Origin of the sequence: Haliea salexigens DSM 19537, assembly GCF_000423125.1 — a bacterium.
GTDB classification, from domain to species: domain Bacteria; phylum Pseudomonadota; class Gammaproteobacteria; order Pseudomonadales; family Halieaceae; genus Haliea; species Haliea salexigens.
In genome coordinates this window covers 202,330-227,845 of record NZ_AUHJ01000006.1, presented here as the reverse complement: position 1 = coordinate 227,845, position 25,516 = coordinate 202,330, and the positions used below count along the sequence as shown (strand labels likewise).

The 25,516-nt window shown below is 63.2% G+C and carries 23 protein-coding genes; 2 read left to right on the top strand and 21 right to left on the bottom strand.

The window, feature by feature from the left end; all coding sequences use genetic code 11:
- Positions 1–80 precede the first annotated feature (80 nt).
- Positions 81–1,643, top strand: coding sequence for a sensor histidine kinase (locus G533_RS0109125; RefSeq protein WP_240472407.1), 1,563 nt, complete (start codon positions 81–83; stop codon positions 1,641–1,643).
- Positions 1,644–1,647: 4 nt separating this feature from the next.
- A complete protein-coding gene (locus G533_RS0109120; protein ID WP_027949694.1) occupies positions 1,648–3,021 on the top strand; it encodes a sigma-54-dependent transcriptional regulator in 1,374 nt (457 codons plus the stop codon).
- Between the two features lie 7 nt (positions 3,022–3,028).
- Here the strand turns inward: G533_RS0109120 and G533_RS23465 are convergent, their stop codons facing one another.
- The 21 genes from G533_RS23465 to G533_RS0109015 all read right to left on the bottom strand — a co-directional run bounded on the left by G533_RS23465 (position 3,029) and on the right by G533_RS0109015 (position 25,417).
- Complete coding sequence (locus tag G533_RS23465; RefSeq protein WP_158413406.1) at positions 3,029–3,448, bottom strand: type IV pilin protein; 420 nt, start codon at positions 3,446–3,448, stop codon at positions 3,029–3,031.
- A gap of 41 nt (positions 3,449–3,489) precedes the next feature.
- The gene (locus G533_RS0109110) at positions 3,490–6,192 is read right to left on the bottom strand and encodes a PilC/PilY family type IV pilus protein (protein WP_158413405.1); all 2,703 of its coding nucleotides are present in this window, start codon (positions 6,190–6,192) and stop codon (positions 3,490–3,492) included.
- 20 nt (positions 6,193–6,212) lie between these two features.
- The gene (locus tag G533_RS0109105; RefSeq protein ID WP_027949692.1) at positions 6,213–6,701 is read right to left on the bottom strand and encodes a pilus assembly PilX N-terminal domain-containing protein; all 489 of its coding nucleotides are present in this window, start codon (positions 6,699–6,701) and stop codon (positions 6,213–6,215) included.
- A gap of 50 nt (positions 6,702–6,751) precedes the next feature.
- Positions 6,752–7,762 carry a PilW family protein gene (locus G533_RS0109100; RefSeq protein WP_027949691.1) on the bottom strand — a complete coding sequence of 337 codons (1,011 nt, stop codon included), beginning with the start codon at positions 7,760–7,762 and terminating at the stop codon, positions 6,752–6,754.
- Positions 7,759–8,328, bottom strand: a complete 570-nt coding sequence (pilV, locus tag G533_RS0109095) for a type IV pilus modification protein PilV (RefSeq protein ID WP_027949690.1) — start codon at positions 8,326–8,328, stop codon at positions 7,759–7,761. The genes G533_RS0109100 and pilV overlap by 4 nt, the downstream gene beginning before the upstream one ends.
- Positions 8,325–8,891: a GspH/FimT family protein gene (locus G533_RS0109090; protein WP_027949689.1), complete on the bottom strand. Its 567-nt coding sequence runs from the start codon at positions 8,889–8,891 to the stop codon at positions 8,325–8,327. Before G533_RS0109090 ends, pilV begins: the two co-directional genes overlap by 4 nt.
- Before the next feature lie 74 nt (positions 8,892–8,965).
- A complete protein-coding gene (gene ispH, locus G533_RS0109085; RefSeq protein ID WP_027949688.1) occupies positions 8,966–9,916 on the bottom strand; it encodes a 4-hydroxy-3-methylbut-2-enyl diphosphate reductase in 951 nt (316 codons plus the stop codon).
- A complete protein-coding gene (locus G533_RS0109080) occupies positions 9,916–10,371 on the bottom strand; it encodes an FKBP-type peptidyl-prolyl cis-trans isomerase (RefSeq protein WP_027949687.1) in 456 nt (151 codons plus the stop codon). Before G533_RS0109080 ends, ispH begins: the two co-directional genes overlap by 1 nt.
- The gene (lspA, locus tag G533_RS0109075; protein WP_027949686.1) at positions 10,368–10,874 is read right to left on the bottom strand and encodes a signal peptidase II; all 507 of its coding nucleotides are present in this window, start codon (positions 10,872–10,874) and stop codon (positions 10,368–10,370) included. Before lspA ends, G533_RS0109080 begins: the two co-directional genes overlap by 4 nt.
- Positions 10,867–13,671 carry an isoleucine--tRNA ligase gene (gene ileS / locus G533_RS0109070; protein ID WP_027949685.1) on the bottom strand — a complete coding sequence of 935 codons (2,805 nt, stop codon included), beginning with the start codon at positions 13,669–13,671 and terminating at the stop codon, positions 10,867–10,869. The genes lspA and ileS overlap by 8 nt, the downstream gene beginning before the upstream one ends.
- A 27-nt stretch (positions 13,672–13,698) precedes the next feature.
- Complete coding sequence (ribF, locus tag G533_RS21295; protein WP_051230142.1) at positions 13,699–14,661, bottom strand: bifunctional riboflavin kinase/FAD synthetase; 963 nt, start codon at positions 14,659–14,661, stop codon at positions 13,699–13,701.
- Between the two features lie 91 nt (positions 14,662–14,752).
- Entirely contained in the window at positions 14,753–16,276 is a 1,524-nt protein-coding gene (gene murJ / locus G533_RS0109060; RefSeq protein ID WP_084638911.1) for a murein biosynthesis integral membrane protein MurJ, read from the bottom strand.
- Positions 16,277–16,367: 91 nt separating this feature from the next.
- On the bottom strand, positions 16,368–16,988 hold the full coding sequence (locus G533_RS0109055) for an NUDIX domain-containing protein (RefSeq protein WP_027949683.1): 621 nt from the start codon (positions 16,986–16,988) through the stop codon (positions 16,368–16,370).
- Positions 16,978–18,000: an aspartate carbamoyltransferase gene (locus tag G533_RS0109050; RefSeq protein ID WP_027949682.1), complete on the bottom strand. Its 1,023-nt coding sequence runs from the start codon at positions 17,998–18,000 to the stop codon at positions 16,978–16,980. The genes G533_RS0109055 and G533_RS0109050 overlap by 11 nt, the downstream gene beginning before the upstream one ends.
- Before the next feature lie 90 nt (positions 18,001–18,090).
- Positions 18,091–19,533: an exodeoxyribonuclease I gene (sbcB, locus tag G533_RS0109045; RefSeq protein WP_027949681.1), complete on the bottom strand. Its 1,443-nt coding sequence runs from the start codon at positions 19,531–19,533 to the stop codon at positions 18,091–18,093.
- Between the two features lie 19 nt (positions 19,534–19,552).
- A complete protein-coding gene (locus G533_RS0109040) occupies positions 19,553–21,076 on the bottom strand; it encodes a fumarate hydratase (RefSeq protein ID WP_027949680.1) in 1,524 nt (507 codons plus the stop codon).
- A gap of 22 nt (positions 21,077–21,098) precedes the next feature.
- Positions 21,099–21,890 (bottom strand): coiled-coil domain-containing protein, encoded by a 792-nt coding sequence (locus tag G533_RS0109035; protein ID WP_027949679.1) that lies wholly within the window; start codon positions 21,888–21,890, stop codon positions 21,099–21,101.
- Positions 21,891–22,012: 122 nt separating this feature from the next.
- Positions 22,013–22,642: a urate hydroxylase PuuD gene (locus G533_RS0109030; RefSeq protein WP_205622590.1), complete on the bottom strand. Its 630-nt coding sequence runs from the start codon at positions 22,640–22,642 to the stop codon at positions 22,013–22,015.
- A gap of 140 nt (positions 22,643–22,782) precedes the next feature.
- Positions 22,783–24,435, bottom strand: a complete 1,653-nt coding sequence (gene groL / locus G533_RS0109025) for a chaperonin GroEL (protein ID WP_027949677.1) — start codon at positions 24,433–24,435, stop codon at positions 22,783–22,785.
- 49 nt (positions 24,436–24,484) lie between these two features.
- On the bottom strand, positions 24,485–24,775 hold the full coding sequence (locus G533_RS0109020; RefSeq protein WP_027949676.1) for a co-chaperone GroES: 291 nt from the start codon (positions 24,773–24,775) through the stop codon (positions 24,485–24,487).
- 228 nt (positions 24,776–25,003) lie between these two features.
- The gene (locus tag G533_RS0109015; RefSeq protein ID WP_051230141.1) at positions 25,004–25,417 is read right to left on the bottom strand and encodes an FxsA family protein; all 414 of its coding nucleotides are present in this window, start codon (positions 25,415–25,417) and stop codon (positions 25,004–25,006) included.
- Positions 25,418–25,516 lie beyond the last annotated feature (99 nt).

Sequence of the window (25,516 nt, the reverse complement as noted above, 5' to 3'; positions counted from 1 at the left end):
TCAGGCCAGCTTGCCGCGTGACTCGACCCGCGATTTTAACCCGACCGCCCCCACGTGCCGTCTCGCAACAGAGCGTTCTGTTGTTTCGCATTTATGTCGCCTACCGCTCCATGTTGTCGGTGGTATTGCTGATCATGCTTATCAGCCCGAATACACGACCACTGGTGGGTGCACTCAACCCGGTGCTCTATGTCGGTGTCGCTTCGGCGTATCTCGCCTCCAGCGCGCTGTTGCTGGCCGCGCTGGCCTGGCAGTGGCGCTTCAACCAGCGCGCTCTTTTCGCGGTATTTCTGGTCGACATTGTCGCCCTGGTGCTGATGGCAGATGCCAGTGGCGGCATGATCAGCGGCCTGCCCGTGTTACTGGTGATCACAGTGGCCGCATCGTCGGTGATCATTCCCAATCGCACGCTCGCCACCCTGCTCGCGGCCATCAGTTCTCTGGCCATTCTCTCCGACACCGTCTGGCTCATATTGCGCGATAGCCTGGAAATCAACGCACTGTTCCCGGCCGGGCTGCTGGGCTTGCTGATTTTCGGTGTGTCACTGATGGTGCAATTCGTTGCCACGCGCCTGGGGCGAGCCGAAGAACTGGCTCGCAGCCGCGCCAGCGACCTGTACAACCTGCAGCGCCTCAACGAACAGATCGTGCAGCACATGCAAACCGGCATCCTACTGGTTACCGACAGTGGTGCCGTGCGCGTGATGAACAAGGCCGCCAGTGTCATGCTGTCACCCGAGCGTCCGATCACCATGGAGCAAGGGCGGAAGTTGCGCGACTACAGTGAAGAGCTGTCGGAGCAGTTCCAGCACTGGCGGGAAGCGCACCTGCATCGCGCGCAACCATTCCGCGTGGCGGAGGAGGCGCCCACGGTCATTGCCCACTTCCGGGAGCTGCAGTCCGGCTCCGAACGCGAGGCACTGGTGTTCATTGAGGACTACACACCGGTCACCCGCTATGCGCAGTCGCTGAAGCTGAATTCGCTGGGCCGCCTCACCGCGAGCATCGCACACGAAATTCGCAATCCGCTGGGCGCCATCAGTCATGCAGCGCAGTTGTTGCGCGAATCGGCCGGACTGTCGGAAGCCGACCGCCGCCTCACCGACATCATTCAACAACACAGCCGGCGGGTAAACCAGACGGTGGAAAGCGTGCTGCAGATTTCGCGCCGCGAGCCACCGAAGCCCGAGTACATTCTGCTCGCGGAATGGCTGCCCAACTTTGTTGGCAATTACCTGGATTCGGGGCGTGACACTGCCGAGGTCACTGTCGACTGCAGTTACCCCGACCTGCTGGTGGAGTTTGACCAGGAAAACCTGCAGCGTGTGCTCGGCAACCTTCTGGACAACGCTCTGCGTCACAGTAAGATGGCCACAGACAAGGAAACAGCACGCATTGAAGTCAGCCTGGATTTCAGCAAACACCAGTGCCTGATTGACGTTATCGACACCGGGGCCGGCGTACCCGCACAAGAACAGGCTCTGCTGTTTGAGCCGTTTTACACCACCGTCACCGAGGGCAGCGGCATGGGCTTGTTCCTGTGCAAGGAGCTGTGTGAAATGAATAATGCCGACCTGTTTTATCGCACCACGGCACGTGGAGAAAGCTGCTTCCGGGTGGCACTGAACCAGAGGGACCTGTAACGCCATGGTCGCACAAACTGTTCTTGTCGTTGATGATGAACCCGATATTCGGGAGTTGCTGGCCATTACACTCAGTCGCATGGGCCTGGAGTCTTTCAGCGCCGCCACACTGGGCGAGGCCCGCCAGCGCATTGCGGAACTGCAACCCGACCTGTGTTTGACCGACATGCGCTTGCCTGACGGCAATGGCATACACCTGGTTGAGTATATCCAGCAGGAATTCCCAGACATTCCGGTGGCCATGATTACCGCACATGGCAGCGTGGAAACGGCGATTGCCGCACTGAAGGCCGGTGCTTTCGATTTCATCAGCAAGCCGATTGAGCTGGAGCGCTTGCGCAATCTGGTGAGTTCGGCGTTGCGCCTGAAAGACGGCGCCACTGCGGCGGAACCCGAGGCGGATGAGAGTGACCTGCGGCTGGTGGGCAGTGCCCCGCAAATCGTCGCCCTGAGAACGAAGGTCGTCAAGCTCGCCCGCAGCCAGGCGCCCGTGCATATCCAGGGAGAATCCGGCGTGGGCAAGGAAGTTGTGGCCCGGCTGATTCATGCCAACGGGCCGCGGGCAGCAAGGCCGTTTGTCGCCGTGAACTGCGGCGCGATACCGCAGGATCTGATGGAAAGCGAGTTTTTCGGGCACCTGAAAGGTAGCTTCACTGGCGCCAATCGGGACAAATTGGGGCTATTTCAGGCCGCCGAGGGCGGTACCCTGTTTCTCGACGAGGTCGCCGACCTGCCGCTGGCCATGCAGGTAAAACTGCTGCGGGCAATTCAGGAGAAAGCCGTGCGCCCGGTCGGGGCGAGTAGCGAGCAGGCCACCGATGTGCGCCTGCTCAGTGCAACGCACAAAAATCTTGCCACCGAGGTCGCCGCAGGGCACTTCCGTAACGATCTCTACTACCGGATCAATGTCATCGACCTGCACGTCCCCAGCCTTCGTGAGCGCAGCAGCGATATCCCGGAGCTCGCGCATGCCCTGCTGCAACGTATCTGCAGCGAGCTTGATGTCAGCGTTCCGACCATCGACCCCAGCGCCATGACCGCACTACAGCGCTGCAATTTTCCCGGAAACGTGCGCGAGTTGGAGAACATACTCGAACGCGCCATTGCCTTGGCCGACGGCGACACCATCAGCGCAGACGATCTGCAGTTCAACGAGCAGCCGGCTGCGCAACAGAGCCCCGGGCAGCCCGGTGAAGCGCCACTGGAGGTTGCCGCGGCCTACGGCAACCTCGAAGGCTATCTGGAGGATATTGAACGGCGCATTCTGCAAACAGCCCTCGAACAATGCCGGTGGAACAAGACTGCCACGGCCCGCCTGCTGGGCATCAGTTTCCGCAGCCTGCGCTATCGGCTGCAGAAACTGCATATTGAAGACTAAGGACCGCTCACCAGCAGGCGTCAGGTCCGGCTGACCCACTATTGGCAGCCACCCCGGTAGCGTTGAGGGTGTAGGTTCCACAGCGCATATCCCCCGCCTGTGCCCCCACAGGGCGAGCCACAAGGCGATATTGATAGGGATCATCCACCGGCGCGAGGGACAGTTCGTAGAGCGGAGTGCTCTCCACCTCCTGCCCATCCTGGCCCAGCCCCACCCCCTGAGGCTTACTGAACCCCAGTTCGGCAAGATCGGTAGCGTAGCGGCGATGGTAAAGCATGAACTCTTCCTGCCGGCCGGCGATTGCCAATAGCGCGCTACTGGCGACAATACGCCGCCCCCTGAAGACCTGTTCGCTGTAAAGCGGCACCGTCAACATCAGCAGTACCGAAAGCACCACCAACACGATCAGCAGTTCCAGCAAACTCACGCCCACCCCCCCTGGCGGCATCGAGGCTTGCCGCGAACGCTTCACAGCGGGTCAACGCCCGGCTCACGCCAGTAAGTGCGCACCAGGCGCGGTGCCCGGGACGCCTGCACGACAGTGCCCGGAACAAGGCCGCTATCGGGCCCAACAATGACCGGGGGCTCCGCGGGGAGAAGAATGGCATTGCCCACACGCAGCAGCTCCGCGGGCATACCAGGCCCCGCATCCCAACCCGGCGATTGACCGCCCAATGCTGTGCCGTCCGCGAGATTCACCGCGTACGCGCGCCCTCGGCCGGGCGGTGCTTCGCAGGGGTCGCTGCGTGGCAGGAAACTGCTGAACAGGGCACGGCCGCCGTCAATCAGCGGCCGACCCCAGCCCTTCTCACCCGCAGACGCCAACGCCAATCGCCAGCCGGCACCGTGCGCCGCGGAGCAACGCTCGCCCTCTTCTTCCTCGCAGGCTGTAACGGGAACGAGCTGTCCAATCTCCAGGGGAGTGCGATGCCGGGCCAGGGCATCGCCGCTAACGATGAGGCGGTCGCGCAGATAGAATGCATAATCCTCCACACCCGTGGCCAACGGCCTGGCCCGGTTGCCACTGGTGACCAGCAGGCTATCTACCGGCAAACCGCCACGGTCGACGGTGCGCACCAGGGCGGGTGCGTGAAAAAAACGCCGGTCTTGCGGGCCTGCCTCTTCTGCGCCCAGCTGGGCAAACACCGACACAAACCAGTGCTGAGCGCGGTGGTCGGGATTCCCGGCAACACCCGGTGGCAGGTCAATGCGCCAGATGCGGCCGCCCGTGTCACCGACATAGGCTCGATGGATGAGCCCCTCAGCATCGACCATGACCGCGAGATCCGAGGCAACACTGTCGCGCATATCCGGATGTGCAAACCGCGTATTGCCCGCCTCCACGGTGTCGCCCAAGACGGCCTTCCAGACCAGCTCTCCGGTTCTCGCGTCGACTATATAGACCGCATTGCCAACCGGGTCATCTCCCGCAGCGGCGTCTTTGCCCAGGGGCTCTCCGCTGGCCACATCCCGACCACCGTGATAGCCACCGCCGAACAGCAACACATCACGCACCGTACCGCCAAACTGCACGCGACCGACCACAGGCGTCGAGAAGCTGAGCGCGAGGTGGTCAAAATCGCCGCCGCGTGTGCGTGCAAGCGACCACTGCAAGCGGGGCGGCCTGTCCACGTCCGTGACATCGAGAGCGTAGTAGCCAATGCCTCCGCGACGCAGGCCAAAAAACACCAGCGCCTCGTCGCCGTCCTGAGCGCGAATACGCCCATCGCCGTTGCGATCAACACGCAATGCCACCGGGCTGCCATCAACGCCATAGTGGATACTGCCACGCACCTCCCCGGTCCGGCGCTCCAACTGCCGGGGAAGCAATATTCGCGGCAGGAAGCCGTAGACCTCCCGGCCACTTTCACGCCCGACAGCATCCGTGTTTTCCACCACATGCAGAATGCCGTCGGCGCTGCCGAAAAAGATACGTATATTGGGGTTGGAGGTTGTATACCCAGCCCCAGTTGCACCGAAGTCCAGCGCCAGAGGGCGGGAATGAAATACCGGGCCCAGCAGCCACGGCCGCGCCCGCTGCGGCGCTTCGTCCACATCCTCGCCCAACAGCCAGCGCAGGAGTTCAAGCGCCTCGTCGTCATCCACTCGCGGCAGGTTTTCCCGCACGAGCGCCACGCTGGCCCGGTCGGCGCGTAGGGGCAGGAGAGCCTGGGACCCGGCAACCTGGTGTGATTGAGCGGCAACCTCGGTGAACAGGTCCCTGCCAACAGCCGCCGCCGCGGCGCTGGCGGGTGGCACACCGGCGGCAACCCGCTGCCCCGCGCCACCGCGGCGCACAGCATCGCCATCTGCCCCTGTTTGAACGGGCGGCACAAGGCCGCTCAGCACCCGTGCCGGGTCCGTCCAGAAGGTCAGCGCCGTTGCCCGGAGCCTGCCGCCGCCGTAATCCACGGACTCCAGCGCAGGCCGGCCCCTCGCGTCCTCCACCAGGCCGACTGGTGGCATCGCAAGCGACTCAGGCAGTCCCCCTGCCTGCGGTATCAACAATTTCTTGATATTGCCCGCCCAGTGCGCATCGGGGCCCGCATCAAACATCCCAAGCAGCAAAGCCGCAGCGCCCGGTTGTCCATCTGCAACAACTGGAAAAGCGCTGGACACCATACTCCCCGATGTCCGCGCAAAGCCGAGCAAGGCCTCGGCGAGGCGACGTTCCGCCAGTACCGGGTCATCGAATGACAACGCCAGTGCATTCGGGTCGGGCTCATCGCTCAGCGACAGCGCAAACTGGCGCAGACAGCTGCCCGCGACGCTCCGAGGCGCGGCGCTGTCTGCACCGCGGGCGAGATAGACAAGGTGCGAATCGCCTCTTGCGGAAATCGGCGAGCTACGTTGCGCGACCTCGACAGTGAGCTGGGGCGGCAAGCGCTCAATAACGGAACGGACGATCGCCATGACCGCAGCGTTCACACTCACAGGCACATCCTCCGGGTATGCCTGTCGCAGCTTCCTGTAAGCCGATGCAGTGAAGCGTTGACGACAGTCCTGCCCGAGGGTGCACAACGATGGTGCTGCCTCCTCCCCCTGCACCAGCTCAAGGCTCAACACCGTGCGATCCGTAGGCGTCCACCAGGCGTCCAGATCGTCGGCCGACACAGTGCTTGTAGCCTGCCAGAGAAAGACCAGAATCAGCTTTGCCAGATATCTTTGCATAATGACCACCTTCCCTTTCATCAAGCCGGGTCACCCAACCAGCGCAGGAGAACACCCTGCACAACCTGGGCCCGCGGCATGTCGCCCCGCGCATCCCCTACCCTGACGCGCACCTCAAAGCGAATAAATGTGGCCACACCGGACCCGGATGCGTGCGCCTCCTGCAGGCGGGGCACCGATGCGCCCGACCGCAGCGACCCGTGGCGGTGTATCTCGACGTGTGTGTGCAACCGTTGTGCCTCGGGGCCAGCGCCATCCAACAGCGCGTTCAGCCGGCGACTGAGCCCCTCGGCGCAACTGTGCAACATACTGCACCGGTCTCGCCCTGCCCGCTGCATGGCGACAAAGGGCTCCGCGCTACTGCTGATCATGGCGGCAACCCCCAACGCATGCTGCAAGGCCTCTTCACGCTGCAGGAGATTGCCACTCATGCGCAGTTCCAGCGCGCTACTGCGCAGCGTTGCAACGGAGACGACGCTGATCAGGCTTAGCAATACGAGTGTCAGCAAGAGAATAAAGCCTCCGACCCGTGAATCACGAGCTGCCCCATAGGGACGCATCAGGCCGACCCTGCCGCAAGCGACGGGTGCAGGTTGCGCAGGGCCACCGTAGTGCTGAACACGCGGCGCACATACCCGTCGGAATCTGCGGTGAACGGCAGCTGTCCCAGCGTGTGCTGTCGTGGCCCCGAGTACCCGGCTACCGGTGCAACGCTGCGCACAAGTAGCGCAATGCGCGCGGTTACCGCCTGTTGCAGCTGGCCGGCATCAGGCTCTACCGCATAGTAATCCGGTGCACCGTCACCATTGTGGTCCACACCCAGTTCGATATGCAGTCGCTCCACGCCTTCCACCAGGCACTGGCTGAAGACCCCGGAAGGCGCAAGTGCCGCCGCACAGAGTGTTGGAATGCGGTCCGCCGGGGCGATCGAGTACCGGCGCACGTAAAACACACGGGCGAGGAGGCGCCAGTAGTCCACACCACTTCCAGGACGCGCTTCCGCCGCGGCAATACGCCCGGCCTGCCACCATTGTGCCCGGGCACCGCCCGCTGCGAGCCGGAGGTACCAATATCCTCGATCCACTCCTCCGGCTGCGCCCGCGAGCTGCCCATTGCTGAGCGTGGCCTCGCCTGCGGTGCGCCGCACGGCCAGCAGATCACTGCCGCGCTGTAGCATCGACGACGGCAGACAATCGAGGACTGTGCCGTTGACCGTCTCTGGCGCACCGCCGTCGTAATCGACCTGCATGTCCAGGGCGTTGAAAGCGGCGAGCGGCCAGCGTGCCGCCACACCGCAGCCGGGTACGATCGCTGGCAGCGATGGCCGCGCATGCGGTGCAAGCCCGCCCAGGAATCCTGCCAACGTCAGTTCCCTGCGCAGCAGCGCCAGCGCAAAACGCCCGTTCTCGTGCATACGTGCGAGCTCGTCGGCAATCAGGAACTGACGCCTCGCCTCTGCATAAGACCACACCAACATGCCGGCCAGCAGCAAACCCAGGGCCATGGAAATGAGCAGCGCGGGCAGCGATACGCCACGCAGACGGTGGGAGGGTGGCGGATAATGCATCATGGTAAGCGCCCGGCGGGAAACCAGGTGCGCAGCGCGACCACACGGCGCCACTGGTCATCCGGCCCATAGCGGCCCAGCCCGGCACCACAGCGTGAGGGAACCGGAGATGCCGCGGCGCGCGGTCCGCGCCAGGCGATGGCCACGGTTACCCGCTGCTCCTGCGCCACAATACAGGCAACCGGCTCCGGCAGACCGGTGGCTGACTCTGGCCCTCCGGCGAGCAACTCCAGCCACTGTAACAGGTCGTAGGCAGCGAGCGCCTCCGGGTCACAGCGCGGCGTTGCGGCGTCATCAGCTGCCGCCGTGTGACACAGCACAAGGTCGGCTGAGGGCGGGCTATCGGCACGAGGCTCATTGCGCACATAGCGTCGCAGGGCCTCGGGATTGCTGTCGATACGCGCCAGCAGGTCGCGGGCAAGCGCTGTCGCCTGGCTTACCTGTGCGCCCTCGATGCTCGTGCGCCAGGACACCAGCTGTACGGCGAGCAAACCCAACGCGCCCACGCTGAACAGCAGCAGCGCAATCAACAGCTCGATGAACCCCAGCCCTTCCTCGCGGCGCTTCATACCACGGCCTCGCGGGGACACTCGCCCCAGGCCCGCAACAGGCGCGCGCGCCCGACCACGTTCATGATGACACTCCATGACGCCAGGTCGGGCAGGCGGTGCGAACAGACCATGAGGGTTCGGTTGCGTCCCGCCGTACCATCAGGCATGAAGCTGATGGGTGCGACAACGTGTCGGGCGCCCGCTCGATCGAGCAGATGCAGCGTGGGGGACATCGGCGCCCAGGCGCGCAAGAGCACATCCTGCGTCGCCGTTCCCGCGGTGTGGATACCGCGCAAGAGCACCCAGCCCCGGCGATAGTCACCGCCACAGCGCACAACGCCGCTGCGAGCATAGTCGGAGGGGCACAGCGTTACCGGCTGATTGCGACTGACGGCCTCACTGCGGGCGAGATTCAGCGCCATAAACAGGCGACCGGCCTCGGCCCTGATGGCCAGGCGCTGCTGCACCGCCTGAAACCCCGGCACCGCAACCAACAGCAATACGCTGAGCAGCGCCACCACCAGCAGCACTTCCACCAAGGTCAGCCCACGGTGCGGGCCGCGTTGCGACATCTTGTTCATACACAGCCTCCCTGCCAGCACAAAGCTTAGCGGCGAGGCGGGGACGCGCCAGCGTCCGGATGGTTTTGACTAAATCAGACGTTACGGGCCGGTATGCGCAGCTCGCGGGGCAATGAGAAGGTGACATTTTCCGGACGTCCGGCCAGTTCCACCGGGGGATTCGCACCCAGTGCCTGCAGGCCTTGTAGGACCTCGTTGACCAGCACCTCAGGCGCCGAGGCACCGGCCGTCACGCCGACCCGCGTTTGCCCCTGCAACCACTCGGGACGGATATCGTCGGCACTGTCGATGAGGTAGGCCACTGCGCCCATGCGCTCGGCCAGTTCCCGCAGGCGGTTGGAATTGGAACTGTTCGGGGAGCCCACCACCAGCACCAGGTCACACTCTGCCGCCAGTTGTTTCACGGCGTCCTGCCGGTTCTGCGTGGCGTAGCAGATATCGTCCTTGCGTGGGCCTTGTATTGCGGGAAACCGGGCACGCAGGGCATCAATGACCCGGGACGTATCATCCACGGACAGCGTGGTCTGGGTGACGTAATGCAGACGCTCAGGGTTGCGCACAACCAACGACGCCACCTGCGCCTCGTCCTCTACCAGATAGATATCGCCTCCAGCACTGCGGTCGAACTGACCCATGGTGCCTTCGACTTCCGGGTGACCGCAATGTCCGATGAGAACGCACTCGCTGCCATCATCACTGTAGCGCGCCACTTCAATATGCACTTTGGTCACCAGCGGACAGGTGGCGTCGAACACGCGCAAACCACGCACCGTCGCCTCTTTGCGCACCGCCTGCGACACACCGTGGGCACTGAAGATCACGATGCAATCATCGGGCACCTCGTCCAGCTCCTCCACGAAGATCGCGCCACGGGCACGCAGGTCGTCGACTACGAATCGGTTGTGCACCACCTCGTGGCGCACATAAATCGGCGAGCCGAACATCTCCAGCGCCCGATTGACGATATCGATAGCGCGGTCCACACCCGCGCAAAACCCCCGGGGATTGGCGAGACGAATGTCCATCAATGCAACTCGGCCGGCTCGACCCGGTGTACCTGCACGTCAAACAGAATCGTGCGACCTGCCAGCGGATGGTTGAAATCCACCGTCACCTCCTCCTCATCGAAGGCCACAATCAGCCCCGGCAGCTCGCCGCCGGCGGCGTCTGCGAACGAAAACACGAGACCGATCTCCAGCGCCACATCGTCGTCGAAATGATCGCGCGCCACCGTTTGCACGTTGTTGTCGTTGGGCTGACCGAAGGCGTCCTCGGGCGACACGGTAAACACGTGCCGCTGCCCGGGTTCCATGCCCATCAGCACCCGCTCGAAACCGGGCAGCAGGTTGCCATCGCCAACCACGAAACTGACCGGCTCGCCGCCAAAGTTGCTATCCACCTCAGAGCCGTCTTCCAGGCTGACAGAGAAATTCAGGAACACGCGCGTGCCCTCGCCTACCGCTACATCACTGCTTGTCACTGGGGGTCTGTCCCTCCGCTTTGCCCCTGGCGCGGCGCCAGGAAGCTGTCGAGAATCATCAGCCCGGCACCCACCGTAATCGCCGAATCGGCGATATTGAATGCCGGGAAGAATGCACCCGCATAGTGTAGCGAAATAAAGTCCACCACGTGGCCCAGCACCAGACGATCCCAGAGGTTGCCAAGGGCGCCGCCGAGAATCAAGGCCAGCGCTGCCGGCAGCAGGCGCTGGCCTGCGGGAAGTCGATAAAGCCACACGACCAGCACCGCGCTGATCACCACCGCAATGCCGCTAAAGAAATAGCGCTGCCAGCCGCCGGCATCACTCAGGAAGCTGAAGGCCGCACCCGGGTTGTACTGCAGGGTGAGGTTGAACCAGCTGGTGACCGGCAGCGGGCGCGCGTAGGTCAGGTACTGCTCCGCCGCAACCTTGGTTAGCTGGTCGAGCACAATAACCAGCAGCGCCAGCGCATACCACCAGATAACCGGATGCAGTTTACGCAAAGTGGCGTTGCTCCCCGGAGCCATCAACATTGTCAACGCAGCGACCACACAAGGTGGGATGGCCGCTGTGCTGCCCGACATCATCGCGGCGGTGCCAGCAGCGCTCGCACTTCTCTGCCTCGCTGACATGCACCTGCAAACGCAGCTCGCTCAGCTCGGTCTCCGCCGCCGTCTCGGGAGCGTCTTCCAATGCCGCCAGCGAGGCGCCAGACGTGATAAGCACAAACCGCAACTCATCCTGCAGGCTCTCCAGCAGCGCACGCAGGGGCGCGGCAACGTAGAGCGTCACCTCTGTGTCCAGGGAACCGCGCACCAGGCCGGCGGCGCGCTGCACTTCAATCTCGCGGTTCACGGCGGTGCGCACCGCCATGACCTGTTGCCAGTAGGCTGCGCCCATGGCCTCATTGTCATCGAGCTGTTCAAGACCGTTATACCACTCGCTGAGAAGCACCGACTCGGCGCGCTCACCGGGCAGATTCTCCCAGATTTCCTCGGCCGTGAAGCTGAGAATGGGCGCGACCCAGCGCACCAGCGCCTCCGCGATATGATAGAGCGCCGTTTGTGCGGAGCGCCGCGCGCGGCTGTCCGCCTGCGTGGTGTATTGGCGATCCTTGATGACGTCCAGATAAAAGCCGCCCAGGTCATTGCTGCAGAAATTGTGCAGCTTCTGGTAGATCACGTGAAACTGGTAGCTGTCGTAAGCCGCCTCGATTTCCACCTGCAAACGCGCTGCGCGGTCGATTACCCAGCGGTCCAGGGAGATCAACTCCGCGAGCGGCAGTGCATGCTTGGCGGGCTCAAAACCGTTCAGGTTGGAAAGCAGGAAACGCGCGGTATTGCGAATGCGGCGATAGGAATCCGCCGTGCGCTTGAAAATCTCGTCCGACACCGTCAATTCGCCGCGGTAATCGGTGGCGGCAACCCACAGGCGCAGAATATCCGCACCCAGGTCGTTCATGACTGTATTGGGGGCGATAACGTTGCCCAACGACTTGGACATCTTGCGTCCCTGGGCATCTACCGTGAATCCGTGCGTCAGCACCTGACGGTAGGGCGCCTCACCGAACGCGGCGATGCCGGTGAGTAACGAGGACTGGAACCAGCCCCGGTGCTGGTCCGAGCCTTCCAGATACAGATCCGCTGGCGCCCGCAGGCCCTCGCGCCGACGCAGAACACAGGCGTGGGTCACACCGGAATCGAACCAGACGTCAAGGGTGTCGGTCACCTTGTCGTAATCCTGTGCCTCACTGCCGAGCAGTTCCCCGGGCTCAAGATCGAACCACGCCTCAATACCACGCTGTTCAATGCGCTGGGCGACTGCCTCAATCAGCTCCGCGGTGCGCGGGTGCAGGTCGCCGGTTTCCCGGTGTACAAACAGGGTGATGGGCGAGCCCCAGGTGCGCTGGCGCGAAATGCACCAGTCGGGACGCTGCGCCAGCATGGAATCAATACGCGCCTTGCCCCACTCCGGCACCCACTGCACCTGCTCAACCGCCGCCAGGGCACCGCCGAGCAGGCCATTCTGCTGCATGCTGACGAACCACTGGGGCGTGGCGCGGAATATAATCGGCGTTTTGTGTCGCCAGCAGTGCGGGTAGGAGTGATCATAACCCTCACTGTGCAGGAGCACGCCGCGTTCGCGGAGCAAGTCCAGCATGGGCTGGTCGATCTTGAAAACGTGTTGCCCGGCAAAACAGGCCGTATCGGGCAGGTATACACCATTGCCCGCGACCGGGTTGTACACCTCAAGCCCATAGGCCTGACCCACCACAAAATCGTCCTGACCGTGGGCCGGTGCCGTGTGCACAGCCCCCGTGCCCGCCTCGGTTGTTACATGTTCACCCAGCACAACGGGGACATCACGCGACTGGTAACAATGCTGCAGCCGCTGGTGCTCCAGTGCCTGGCCCTTGCAGCGGCCGAGCACGGTCACCCCGTCGAGGCCGTAGCGCGCCGCAACGGTGGCGGCCAGCTCCTCTGCCACCACCAGCGCGCGCCCGTTGCCCGCCAGCAGGACATAATCGAGGTTCGGGTGGAGACAGACCGCCATATTGGCCGGCAGCGTCCAGGGGGTTGTGGTCCAGATCGGGACCGCGATCTCGCCGCTATAGTCGCTGCCGCAGGCCTGCGCGATGGACGCAGGGTCGAGCGCGACGAACGCGACATCAACGGCCGTCGAGCGCTTGTCCTGGTACTCGACCTCCGCCTCCGCGAGCGCGGAGCCGCAATCCAGGCACCAGTGCACCGGCTTGAAGCCCTTGTGCAGGTGGCCGTTGTCGATAATGCGCCCCAGCGTGCGCACAATGTCGGCTTCAAACTGGAAATCCATGGTCAGGTAGGGATTTTCCCAGTCGCCCACCACGCCCATGCGGATGAAATCCTGACGCTGGCGATCCACCTGCCCGGCGGCGTAGGTGCGGCACTTCTGGCGAAACTCCGCCGCCGAGACCTTCACGCCGGGCTTGCCGACTTTCTTTTCCACATTGAGTTCGATAGGCAGGCCATGACAGTCCCAGCCGGGCACGTAGGGGGCATCGAAACCCGCCAGCGACCGCGACTTGACGATGATGTCCTTCAGCACCTTGTTGACCGCGTGCCCCAGGTGCAGGTCACCGTTGGCATAGGGCGGGCCATCGTGAAGAATGAACAGCGGGCGCCCGGCGCGCGCGGCGCGGATCTTGCCGTACAGGCCGTTCTCCTGCCACTGGCGAATGCGCTGTGGTTCACGCTGGGCGAGGCTCGCCTTCATCGGAAACCCGGTCTGCGGCAGGTTCAGCGTGTCCTTGTAGTTACTCATGCAAGCTCTAGTCCCGTATCTGTCGGTTCAGCCCTCGCCATCTGGCGCAGCGCTGCTCATATGTTGTTCCAGCCACGCCCTGGCGGCATCAGCATCCTCTCCAATCTGCTCCCGCAACAGCTCGATTGAGTCGAACTTGCGCTCCTCCCGCAGCTTGTGCAGAAAAGTCACCTCCAGGTGTCGGCCATACAGCTGTGGGCTCCCCTGCAGCACGTGCACCTCGAGGTTGGCCTGGATGCTGTCTCCCACAGTGGGCCGCGTGCCGACATTCGCCACCGCCGGCGCACTCTCCAGGCCAGCGCCGGTGACCGTCACCGCATAGACACCGGAGAGGGGCGAGCGCAAGCGGTGTAACTGCAGGTTTGCCGTTGGGAAGCCCAGCTCGCGCCCCAGTTGGCGGCCGTAGATCACCTTGCCACTCATGCGGTAGGGCCGGCTCAGCAACCGCTCCGCCAACCTGAAGTCGCCGTCCGCAAGCGCCTTGCGGATGCGTGTACTGCTGACTCGCTCGTCACCCAGCTCACAGGTGTCGGTTGCGCTGGCCTCGTAGCCATAGCGTCGCCCCTGGGACTTGATGAACGCGTAATCGCCCTGCCGGTCGTTACCGAAACGAAAGTCATCGCCAAGCACAACATGCTGCACACCCAGCCCCTGCACGAACACCTCGTCGACAAAGGCCTGGGCCGACATTCTGCGCAGGCTGGGCGTGAAGCGAATACGCAACACGCGGTCCACACCGAGGCGCTCCAGTGCACAGAACTTCTCCCGGAAGCTCATGATGCGGGCGGGCGCCTCCAGCGGCGCAAAATACTCGCGCGGCAGCGGTTCGAACACAATGACCGTTGCCGGCAGCCCCAGTTCCTCCGCCTTGGCCTGCAGCTTGCGGATAACGGCCTGGTGGCCGAGATGCACCCCATCAAAAGCGCCGATGGTCGCAACGCAGGGGCGGTGTTGCGGCCCCAGGTTGTGCAGGCCTCTGATCAGCTCCATGAGGTCGGGCTTACTCTGTGAAAGCAAACGCAGGAGTATAGCGAAAAGTGCCGCCCTAGCCTATGCCGGCCAGTGCGGCGCTGCCCGGCGCTCAGCTGTTCGCGGGCGGTGTGCGCAGATGATGCAAACGCGTGCCCAGCAGAAAATGCACCAGAAGATACGTCGCGCCGCCGACACCGCAGACCAGGGCGAGACGCCCCACCCTCACGGGTAAAGCCCACTGCAGCCAGCTCTCCACGGGCGGACTGAGCAGGACAAGCGCGCCCACCATCGCCGCGGTGGCGAGCAGCAGGCGGCCGGCGTAGGCGCCCCAACCGGGCTGTAACTGCATTACCCCGGCGCGCAGCAACCCGCGCAGCAACAGTCCCGCATTCAGGTAGGCCGCGACACTGGTGGCCAGGGCGAGGCCCACGTGCCCGGCATCAAACCAGAACATCAGCGGCAACACGAACAACAGGTTGAGCACCATGTTGGCCGCCATGGCAATGATGCCAAACCGCACCGGCGTGGCGGTGTCCTGGCGTGCAAAATACCCTGGCGCCAGCACCTTGATCAACATGAAGGCCGCGAGGCCCAGGCTATAGGCCGTCAGGCTCATTGCCGACATTGCCACGTCCTGTGGCCTGAACTCGCCATACTGGAACAGTGTCACCAGAATCGGCTGCGCCAGCACCGCCAGCGCCACCGCCGCCGGCACGGCGATCAGCAGCACGGAACGCACCGCCCAATCCAGCGTCAGCCCGAACTCGCGCATCCTCGCCCCGGCGCGGTGCGCCGACAGGCTGGGCAGAATCACCGTGGCAATGGCAATACCGAATACACCCAGCGGCAGTTCCATGAGGCGGTCCGAGTAATACAACCAGGACACACTGCCCGTGGGGAGAAAAGAGGCCAGCACCGTGTCCAGCAGCAGATTGATCTGGCTGACCGACACGCCAAACAGTGCCGGCACCATGAGTTTCAGAATGCGCCGCACCCCCGGGTGGCGCGTGTCCCATCGCGGCCGCGGCACGAGATCTAGCCTGTACAGGAAGGGCAGCTGGAACAGCAGTTGCACAACACCCGCCAGCGCCACACCCCAGGCCAGCGCAAACACCGGCTCGTCCAGCTGCGGGGCCGCGACCAGCGCCGCGCCAATCAGGGACAGGTTGAGAAACACCGGCGTCAAAGCCGGCACCGCGAAGCGGCCGTAGCTGTTGAGGATCGCGCCGCAAAAGCCGGTCATGGAGATGAGCAGCAAATAGGGAAAAGTGATGCGGATCATCTGCGCGGTGAGGTCGAATTTGCCCGGGTCGGCAACAAAACCCGGCGCAAACACCATGGCCACCAGCGGTGCTGCCAGCATGGCCAGTGCGGTGACCACCAGCAAGGTGCCACCCAACACCCCGGCCACGCGGTCTACCAGTGCTCGCACCGCCGCCACGCTGCCGTCCTCGCGGTAGTCGGCGAGCACCGGCACGAAAGCCTGCGCGAAGGCACCCTCGGCAAACAGCCGGCGCAGGAAGTTGGGAATCTTGAAGGCCACAAAGAAAGCGTCGGCGTTGGCACTGGCGCCCACCACGGCCGCCATCACCACATCGCGCAACAAACCGAGCACACGCGAGAGCAGCGTCATGCTGCCCACCACGGCACTGGAACGCAGCAGTCCGGGCGCAGCGGGTTCCGGTGTGCCGGGTGGGGTGGGCGAGGTCACGGCACGCCGGCCATCAGGAAAGCCAGCGTTGCCGCAGCGACTCGCCCTGCAACTGCAGCCACTGCAGGGCAATCAGCGTGTGACCATTGGGCACGCGGTCCGCCGCGAGCAGCGCCAGTGCCTCGCCGCGGGGAATACGGTGCACGAGAATATCCTCACCCTCGTCACGGGCACCGTGCACGGCACCCGCGTCCGCCGCCGTGACGCGGCCACAGAACAGCCGGACGTGCTCGGAACAGGCACCCGCACTGGGATAGTAGCTGGCGATGGGGAGCAGTTCGGCCAGCTCACAGGCCGCCTCTTCCGCGGCTTCGCGATGGGCGACCTGCGCATCCGTTTCGCCAGCCTCAACAACACCGGCGATGACCTCCAGCATCCAGGGGCTGTGCGCATCGCGCAGGGCACCGGGGCGAAACTGCTCGATGAGAATGACGCAGTCAGTTTCCGGTTCATAGGGCAGCACGGCCACGGCATCGCCGCGCTCAAACACCTCGCGCACCAGCGGTTCGCTCCAGCCTCCCGCAAACAGCCGGTGCTGCAGGGTCAGGCGGCGCACGGAAAAATGCCCGCTGAAAGCCGCCTCGCTCTGCAATACACGTGCGGCGGCGCCGGAGAAGGCCAACTCAAAGGCCATCGAAACGCCCGCCGGTGTACCAGTTCACGTCGCGCGCGTGCTTGTGCACCTGCTCCACAACATCCAGCACCAGGGTAAACAGCGCCATACGCACCAACACGCCGTTGTCTGTCTGGCGGAAAATGGCGAGGTTCGGGTTATCGTTCAGGTCATCGTCCAGCTCCCGCGCCGTCACTCGGGAGTCGCGCGGCAGCGGGTGCATGATCACCGTGTTGGGTTCGCAGTGCTCGGTGTAAATGCTCTGGTTGAGACGGAACCGGCCGCGGTAGATGTCCGCCTCCTGCTGGGAGCTGAAACGCTCCTCCTGAATACGGGTGGAATACACGATATCGACATGTCGGATGCTGCTTTCCAGCGCTTCGGACTCCAGCACCTCGTGACCGGAAGCACGCAATTGCTCAACAATCGCTCCCGGCATACGCAACTCGCTGGGGGACACCAGCACCACCTGAACGCCTTTGAACAAGCACAGCAGCTTGCACAGCGAGTGCACGGTACGCCCGTGGCGCAGATCACCGACCATGGCAATACGCAGCCGGTCGACATCACGGCCGCGCGCCGCCAGTTCCTTGCGAATGGTGTACAGGTCGAGCAGAGCCTGCGTAGGGTGCTCGTTACTGCCGTCACCCCCATTGATGACAGGTACACGACTGGCGGCCGCAAACTCGGCGACCGAGCCCTCCTGTGGGTGGCGCATGGCGATGACGTCGGAGTAGCCACTGAGCACGCGCGCGGTATCGTAGAGCGATTCGCCCTTGGCGATGGCCGACTGTTCAAAGCCTGTGGTTTCGCGCACTTCCCCGCCCAGCAAGTTGAACGCGCTACCGAAGCTGACTCGCGTGCGGGTGCTGGGCTCGAAAAACATGGAACCCAGGATAGCCCCATCGAGCACCCGGGTAACGCGTCGGCGGTGGGCGTAAGGCTCCATGCTGTCTGCCACGGCGAACACCCGTTCCACGTCGGGGCGCTCAAACTGGGCGATGGAGAGGATATGACTACCGGCAAACTGCACGCAAACACTCCCGAATCTGGCAAAGCGCGGTATCTCGCACTCGCGCGCAGCTATTATACGGCCTGCGCTGGCCGCTTGCCCATGGCCCGTTCAGGCCAGCAGCGCGTCGCCGTATTCCAGCAGCGCCTCAAGCACCACGCGCTCGCGCGCTGGACGTTCCTCCTGCAGCAGGGCGTCGACAAGTTCCTGATAAGCCTCCATACCGAGCGCGGAGGCGGCATCGGGTTCGGCGATCCGCTGCAGCCGGAACTCGTCCCACTGGGCGCGTTCGCTGGCCGCCAGGCTGTGGGGGAAATTGCGCGCACGATAGCGAAACAGCATCTCTGGCAGGCGGGCATCCTCAAACACAAAGGACTCTCCAGCCAGCGCGTCCGGGCTGGCGGCGCGCACCCGATCCATCGCACGCCGGTCCCCATCGGAGAAAAATCCGCCGCTGTAGAGCATACGATCGGGGTCGGTGACGGGTGCAAACTCACGTCCCGCGTACACGGCCTGCAATTTCTCGATCATGCCCTGCGCATCGGCCTGGTGCCAGTCGCGCAGGGCCGCGAGATGACGCCGGCAGCGCGCACCGTCCAGCCCAATGCGCGCAGCGACCTCGGGGGTCACCATGCTCGCTGGCGCCAGCACCGGGCAGCGGTTGGTGTGTACCGTCTTCAGGCCCGGGCGCTGCTGCCCCTCGGCCAGGGCCTCGCGGCGCGCAAACAGCGTCTGCTGCAGCGCCGGCACCGGCTGCTCGCGCAACACCGCCGGGTCGTCATTCAGGTCGACACAGATCACTTCGTTGCGATTTTTCGGGTGTGTTGCCAGCGGCACAATCAGCGCCGTGTTGAAGCGCTCGGCGCCGAACATGCCGGAAATGTGCACGACGGGTTTCAATGCACCCAGCTGCAACTGCCCCTGCACCCAGCGCTTGTCGCGACTCTGCAGCACCCAGGCATACAGCTTGGGTTGCTGTTCACGCACCAGCCGCGCCATCGCCAGGGTCGCCTCAACGTCGGCCAGGGCATCGTGGGCGGCGCCGTGTGCAATGCCATTGGCTGCCGTCAGTTGCTCCAGCTTGAAACTGACATGACCGTCCTCTCGCCGGGGCCACTCAATGCCTTCCGGGCGCAGCGCCCAGGCCGTGCGCAGCAAATCGATAATGTCCCAGCGTGAGTTGCCGTTCTGCCATTCGCGGGCATAGGGGTCGAAGAAGTTCCGATAGAGCGTATGGCGCGTGATTTCATCGTCGAAACGCAGCGAGTTGTAACCCACCGCGCAGGTGCCGGGCTGAGCCAACTCGGCGTGGATGCGGGCAATAAACTCGCACTCCGCCACGCCCTTTTCCAGTGCAAGTTGCGGGGTAATGCCCGTGATCAAACACGCCATGGGGTGTGGCAGGAAGTCATCCGCGGGGCGGGCATACAGTACCAGCGGGTCGCCGATGACGTTGAGGTCGGCATCGGTACGCAGGCCCGCAAACTGCACGGGCCTGTCCCAGGCCGGGTCAGCCCCGAAGGTTTCGTAATCGTGCCAGTAGAAGGTTGTCATGAGCGTGTGAGCGCGCGGCTCAGATCAGCTCAAGCGCCTGCTCTTCGATCTTCGCCTGCCAGATACGCGGACCGGTTTCATGCACGGAAACGCCGCGCGAATCGACCGCCACGCTGACCGGCATGTCCTGCACCTCGAATTCGTAGATGGCTTCCATGCCCAGCTCGGGGAAGGCCACCACACGCGCCGAGGTAATGGCTTTCGATACCAGGTAGGCCGCACCCCCTACCGCCACAAGATACACCGCCTTGTGCTTCTTGATCGCCTCAATGCCGGTGGGCCCGCGCTCCGCCTTGCCAATCATGCCCAGCAGGCCGGTTTTATCGAGGATAAAGTCGGTGAATTTGTCCATGCGGGTCGATGTCGTGGGGCCTGCAGGCCCAACGACCTCATCTCGCACCGGGTCGACGGGACCCACGTAATAAATGAACCGGCCCTTCAGGTCGACCTCCGCCGGCAGACCTTCCCCGCTGTCGATCAGCTCTTTCATCTTCTTGTGCGCGGCGTCGCGCCCGGTAAGCATCTTGCCCGACAACAGCAGTGTATCGCCGGGCTGCCACAGGGCCGCCTCCTCCGGCGTCACCGTGTCCAGGTTGACACGCCGCACCTGCTCACCCACTTCCCAGGTAATCTCCGGCCAATCGTCGAGGTTGGGGGGCGTTTGCAGCGCGGGGCCACTGCCATCGAGCACAAAATGTGCGTGGCGGGTAGCCGCGCAATTGGGAATCATCGCCACCGGCAACGACGCCGCGTGGGTCGGATAATCCCGAATCTTGACGTCCAGCACGGTGGTGAGGCCGCCCAGGCCCTGGGCGCCAATGCCCAGCCGGTTGACCGCATCCATGATTTCCAGACGCAGTTCCTCGGCGCGGTTGGCGGGGCCGCGTTTACGCAACTCATGGATGTCGACGGGGTCCATCAGGGACTCCTTGGCCATGACGGCCGCCTTTTCAGCCGTGCCACCGATACCGATACCGAGCATGCCGGGCGGACACCAGCCAGCGCCCATGGTCGGCACTGTATTCACCACCCAGTCCACAATGCTGTCGGAGGGGTTGAGCATGGCCAGCTTGGATTTGTTCTCCGAGCCACCGCCCTTGGCCGCCACCTGCACATCCACCGTGTCGCCCGGCACCACCTCCATATGGATCACGGCGGGGGTGTTGTCCTTGGTATTGCGCCGCGCACCGGCGGGGTCTTCGAGGATGGAGGCACGCAGTACGTTATCCGGATGGGTGTAGGCGCGGCGCACACCTTCATTGACCATATCCGCTACCGACAGGGTGGCATCCCAGCGCACGTTCATGCCGATCTTCAGAAACACGGTCACAATACCGGTGTCCTGGCAGATGGGCCGGTGGCCCTGGGCGCACATACGGGAATTAATCAGGATCTGCGCCATCGCATCCTTGGCTGCCGGGTTCTGCTCCATCTCCCAGGCGCGGTGCACGGCCTGTACGAAGTCCAGCGGGTGGTAGTAGGAAATGAACTGCAGGGCGTCGGCAACGCTGTCGATAAAATCATCCTGACGGATAACGGTCATGGCAGGAGTCCTTGCTGTCTGTCTAGGGAGTAGAGGGCGCTGACTGCAGGTTGCGCACGGAAGATTGCAGGTCAGTAATCGAACGGTTGATCTGGCCGCGGAATGTGTTGATAGAGTTCACCCAGTCCTCGTTTTCCTGCACCCGCTTGTTCAGCTTGGCAAGCTCCACGTTCACCCGGTTGACGCTGTCTGCAACACGTTCCACCTCGGCCTGATTGGCCTTGGCGCTGGCCATCAGGCGCTCAAGATCGCCCGCCACGCTTTTCAGGCGCGCGATGTCGCCGGAGGCGCTTTTGATCTGATCGGCATTCGCGGCCAGCGTTTTCTCGGCGGCGGCGACTTTCTTCACCTGGCTGGCGCTGGTTTTCTCCAGCTCCTCGATAGCCGCCTTGTTCCGGCGCCAGGCAGAGGCCCACAGCTTATCGACTTCGGAATACAGCTCCTTGATCTTGACCGCCATGGCCTGCGTGTTCTGGCTGAGGCCCTCATCGGTATCTGAAAGCCGGTCCTCAAGGTCGGAAATACGCTTGGCGTAACGCTCCATCTGAGCCGCGCTGCCATCCAGCGCCTGTTGCAACTGGTAAGCCCAGGCGCAGGCAACGCCAGCCACGGCGAGCGCGATGACCAGCATGAGACGCACCAGGAAGCTGCTGCTACCAGCCGCTGTGCCGCCACCACCGCCCGCAGGCGGCCGCGTGTTACCCGCGCGCCCCTTGTCCGGTTTGCTGCCGCGTGGCTTGGGTGCAACAGGTTCCTGCTCGGTCTCCCGCGAGGGAACAATGGGCGGCATATGGTCGATATCGTCCTGGGACATGGTAGGTCACTGGCGTGAAATGAGACGGACATTATACATGGGCAGCGCAGCGGTTGCAGAGCGGCAAGTGCGGAAGAGGCAGGATTGCGCCGGGCGAGATTGGCGGCCCGGCGCAGAGGGCATTACAGGAAGGCGAGCAGCGCCCAGACGACACCAGTGAGCAGGATGCTCATGTGAATCACCCCGACCACCTTGGTCATGGGGCCCTGCTTGCCGAACAGCGCGTTGGCTTCCAGCGCCAGAATCAGCGCGGCACAGGCAATCAGGCCCGTGGTGCTGGGCGTGAGGAACGGTGCATGCTTGGCGCCGAGCATGCCGAACAGCATAGGCCCTGAAAACAGGGTGTTGGTGCGCGACGCCAGGCCGGCCTTGGCCGCAGCGACCGGGCCATCACCCTGCGCCAGTCCCAGCACGATTTTCTGGTTGGGCCAGATAATCAGCCAGACGTTCAGGAACATCAACGTGCCGGTGAGGGAACCCATGAGGATCAACGCGCTGGCGCCCATATTGCCAAAGGGACGCGCCGCCATAAGCAGAATGAAACCGGTGAGGAAAGTAAACATGGCGCCCCAACGGAACCACCACAGAGCGCGGGGCGCGAGCTTCTTCATGGCGTCCGCCTTGGCACCGGCCTCGGCTTCCTTGAAGTACTCGGTCTGCACGAAGTTGAAGTAATACAGCATGCCTATCCAGGTGATACCGAACAGCACGTGCGCCCAACGAAAAACGAAATCGACGATAAACATGTTCATAGGAGTTTCCTTGTTGTCGTTATAAAACCCGCTTGATTGTACACGCTGCCAGCGTCTTCGTAACTGCTCCCGTGCCGATGTCAGCAGACAAAAAAAACCCCGCACAAGGCGGGGTTTTCAGGGCTATGGGACTGGCCGGCTTACATCATGCCGCCCATGCCGCCCATACCACCCATGCCGCCCATATCGGGCATGCCGCCGCCGGAAGACTTGTCTTCCGGTGAATCGGCGATCATCACCTGGGTGGTGATCATCAGCGCGGCAACGGAGCCCGCGGCCTGCAATGCAGTGCGGGTGACCTTGGCGGGGTCGAGAATACCCATCTCGATCATGTCGCCGTATTCACCGGTCGCTGCGTTGTAGCCGTAGTTGCCCTTGCCCTGGCGCACCTTGTCCAGTACTACCGAAGGTTCACCACCGGCGTTGGCAACGATCTGGCGCAGGGGGTTTTCCATGGCGCGCAGCGCTGCAGCGATACCGTGGTTCTGGTCTTCGTTGTCGCCCTTGAGGTCGCGGATGGCATCCACGGCACGCACCAGCGCAACACCACCACCAGCCACAACGCCTTCTTCAACCGCGGCACGTGTGGCGTGCAGAGCATCTTCAACGCGGGCTTTCTTCTCTTTCATCTCGATCTCGGTGGCAGCGCCTACCTTGATCACGGCAACACCGCCGGCCAGCTTGGCAACACGCTCCTGCAGCTTCTCGCGGTCGTAATCGGAAGAGGTGTTCTCGATCTGTACACGCACTTCCTTGACGCGGGCTTCAATGGCTGCAGCTTCACCAGCACCGTCGATGATGGTCGTGTTGTCCTTGTCCATGGTCACGCGCTTGGCGCTGCCCAGGTGCTCCAGCGTGGTGGACTCGAGGTCCATGCCCACTTCCTCGGAGATCACGGTACCGCCGGTCAGGATGGCGATATCCTGCAGCATCGCCTTGCGACGATCGCCGAAGCCGGGAGCTTTACAGGCCGCAACCTTGACGATGCCGCGCATATTGTTGACCACCAGAGTCGCCAGGGCTTCGCCTTCTACGTCTTCGGCAATGATCACCAGGGGACGCGAAGACTTGGCGACCTGCTCCAGCAGGGGCAGCATTTCGCGGATGTTGGAGATTTTCTTGTCGACCAGCAGAATGAAGGGCGACTCGACGTCGGCACTCATGTTCTCCTGGTTGTTGATGAAGTAGGGAGACAGGTAACCGCGGTCGAACTGCATACCTTCTACCACGTCCAGCTCGTTTTCCAGGCCGGAGCCTTCTTCCACGGTGATCACGCCTTCCTTGCCGACCTTGTCCATCGCTTCCGCGATGATCTGTCCCACAGCGTGGTCGCTATTGGCAGAGATGGTGCCCACCTGGGCAATCGCCTTGCTGTCTTCACAGGGCTTGGCGGCGTCCTGGATCTGCGCTACCGCGGCAGCAATCGCTTTGTCGATGCCGCGCTTCAGGTCCATCGGGTTCATACCGGCGGCCACTGACTTGAGGCCCTCGTTAACAATGGATTGTGCGAGAACGGTGGCGGTGGTGGTGCCATCGCCGGCCTGGTCAGACGCCTGCGAGGCAACTTCCTTGACCATCTGTGCGCCCATGTTCTCGAACTTGTCCTTCAGCTCGATTTCCTTGGCGACGGATACGCCGTCCTTGGTTACGGTAGGGGCACCGAAGGACTTGTCCAGAATGACGTTGCGGCCCTTGGGACCGAGAGTGGCCTTTACTGCGTCGGCCAGTACGTTGATACCTTTCAGCATGCGCTGGCGCGCGTCATCGCCGAAAATTACATCTTTAGCTGCCATGATCAGAATCCTTTAATTCAATACTAGATTGTTGGGAAACGGCTGAAAGTCACTCGACGATTGCGAAGATTTCGCTTTCACCCATGATGATCAGTTTTTCACCATCGACCTCGATAGTGTTGCTGCCGGCGTACTGGCCAAACACCACCTTGTCGCCGACCTTGACGGCCAGGGCACGCAGCTCGCCGTTTTCCAGCACCTTGCCGTCGCCAACCGCAATCACTTCACCCTGGTTCGGCTTTTCCTTGGCGGAACCCGGCAGGACAATGCCACCAGCCGTGGTTTCTTCCTCTTCCTTGCGACGAACGACCACACGGTCGTACAGCGGACGAATTTTCATTGATCACGTTCTCCTGATTACAGTGTTATACAGGCCCGCGTTGGGCAGACCCCTTCGGGGCTTGCTCGGGATATTGGGGCTTGCGGGAAGAATTCAAGGGATTTCTGGCACTCTTTTTCCGAGAGTGCCAGATTTATGGGCGCACCGGCGCCAGGGCCGGGCATCGTCTCGCAAACGCATTCGAGACAGAATCACTTTATTTATATTTTTCAGAGAGTTAGGGGAGACCTACTCATCAACCCGACGGAACTCCCCCTCCAGCGTGGTGGGGCCGGCACTGTCCTGTTCCGGGCGATAGGGTTGCGCCTGCGGGCCACTCAACCAGCGCACCAGGCGCCGCCGCAATGGCCCGATCATCACCACCAGGGCCGCCACGTCCGACAACAGGCCAGGCACCATCAGCAATACGGCTGCCAGGCCCATCGCCATGTCATCCAGCAACAGCTGCGGCCCGGGTACCGCGCCCTGCTGGGCGTCACGCAGGCGCTGGAAAATGTCCATACCCTGGCGGCGCAGCAGCCAGAACCCCAGCAGCAGGGTGAACAGCACATAGGCCAGTGCAGTCAATGCACTGGTCTCAATGCCCAGCTGGATCAGGGTCAGCAGCTCCAGCCAGGGCAATAACAGAATCAACAATCGCATGATGGGAAGCCCCTCCTGAGTACACAGTATGGGGTCTTAATGGTGAAATACAACGTGGCGCAACCGGCCCCGACTTGCCCCTCCTCGCGAAAAGCCTGA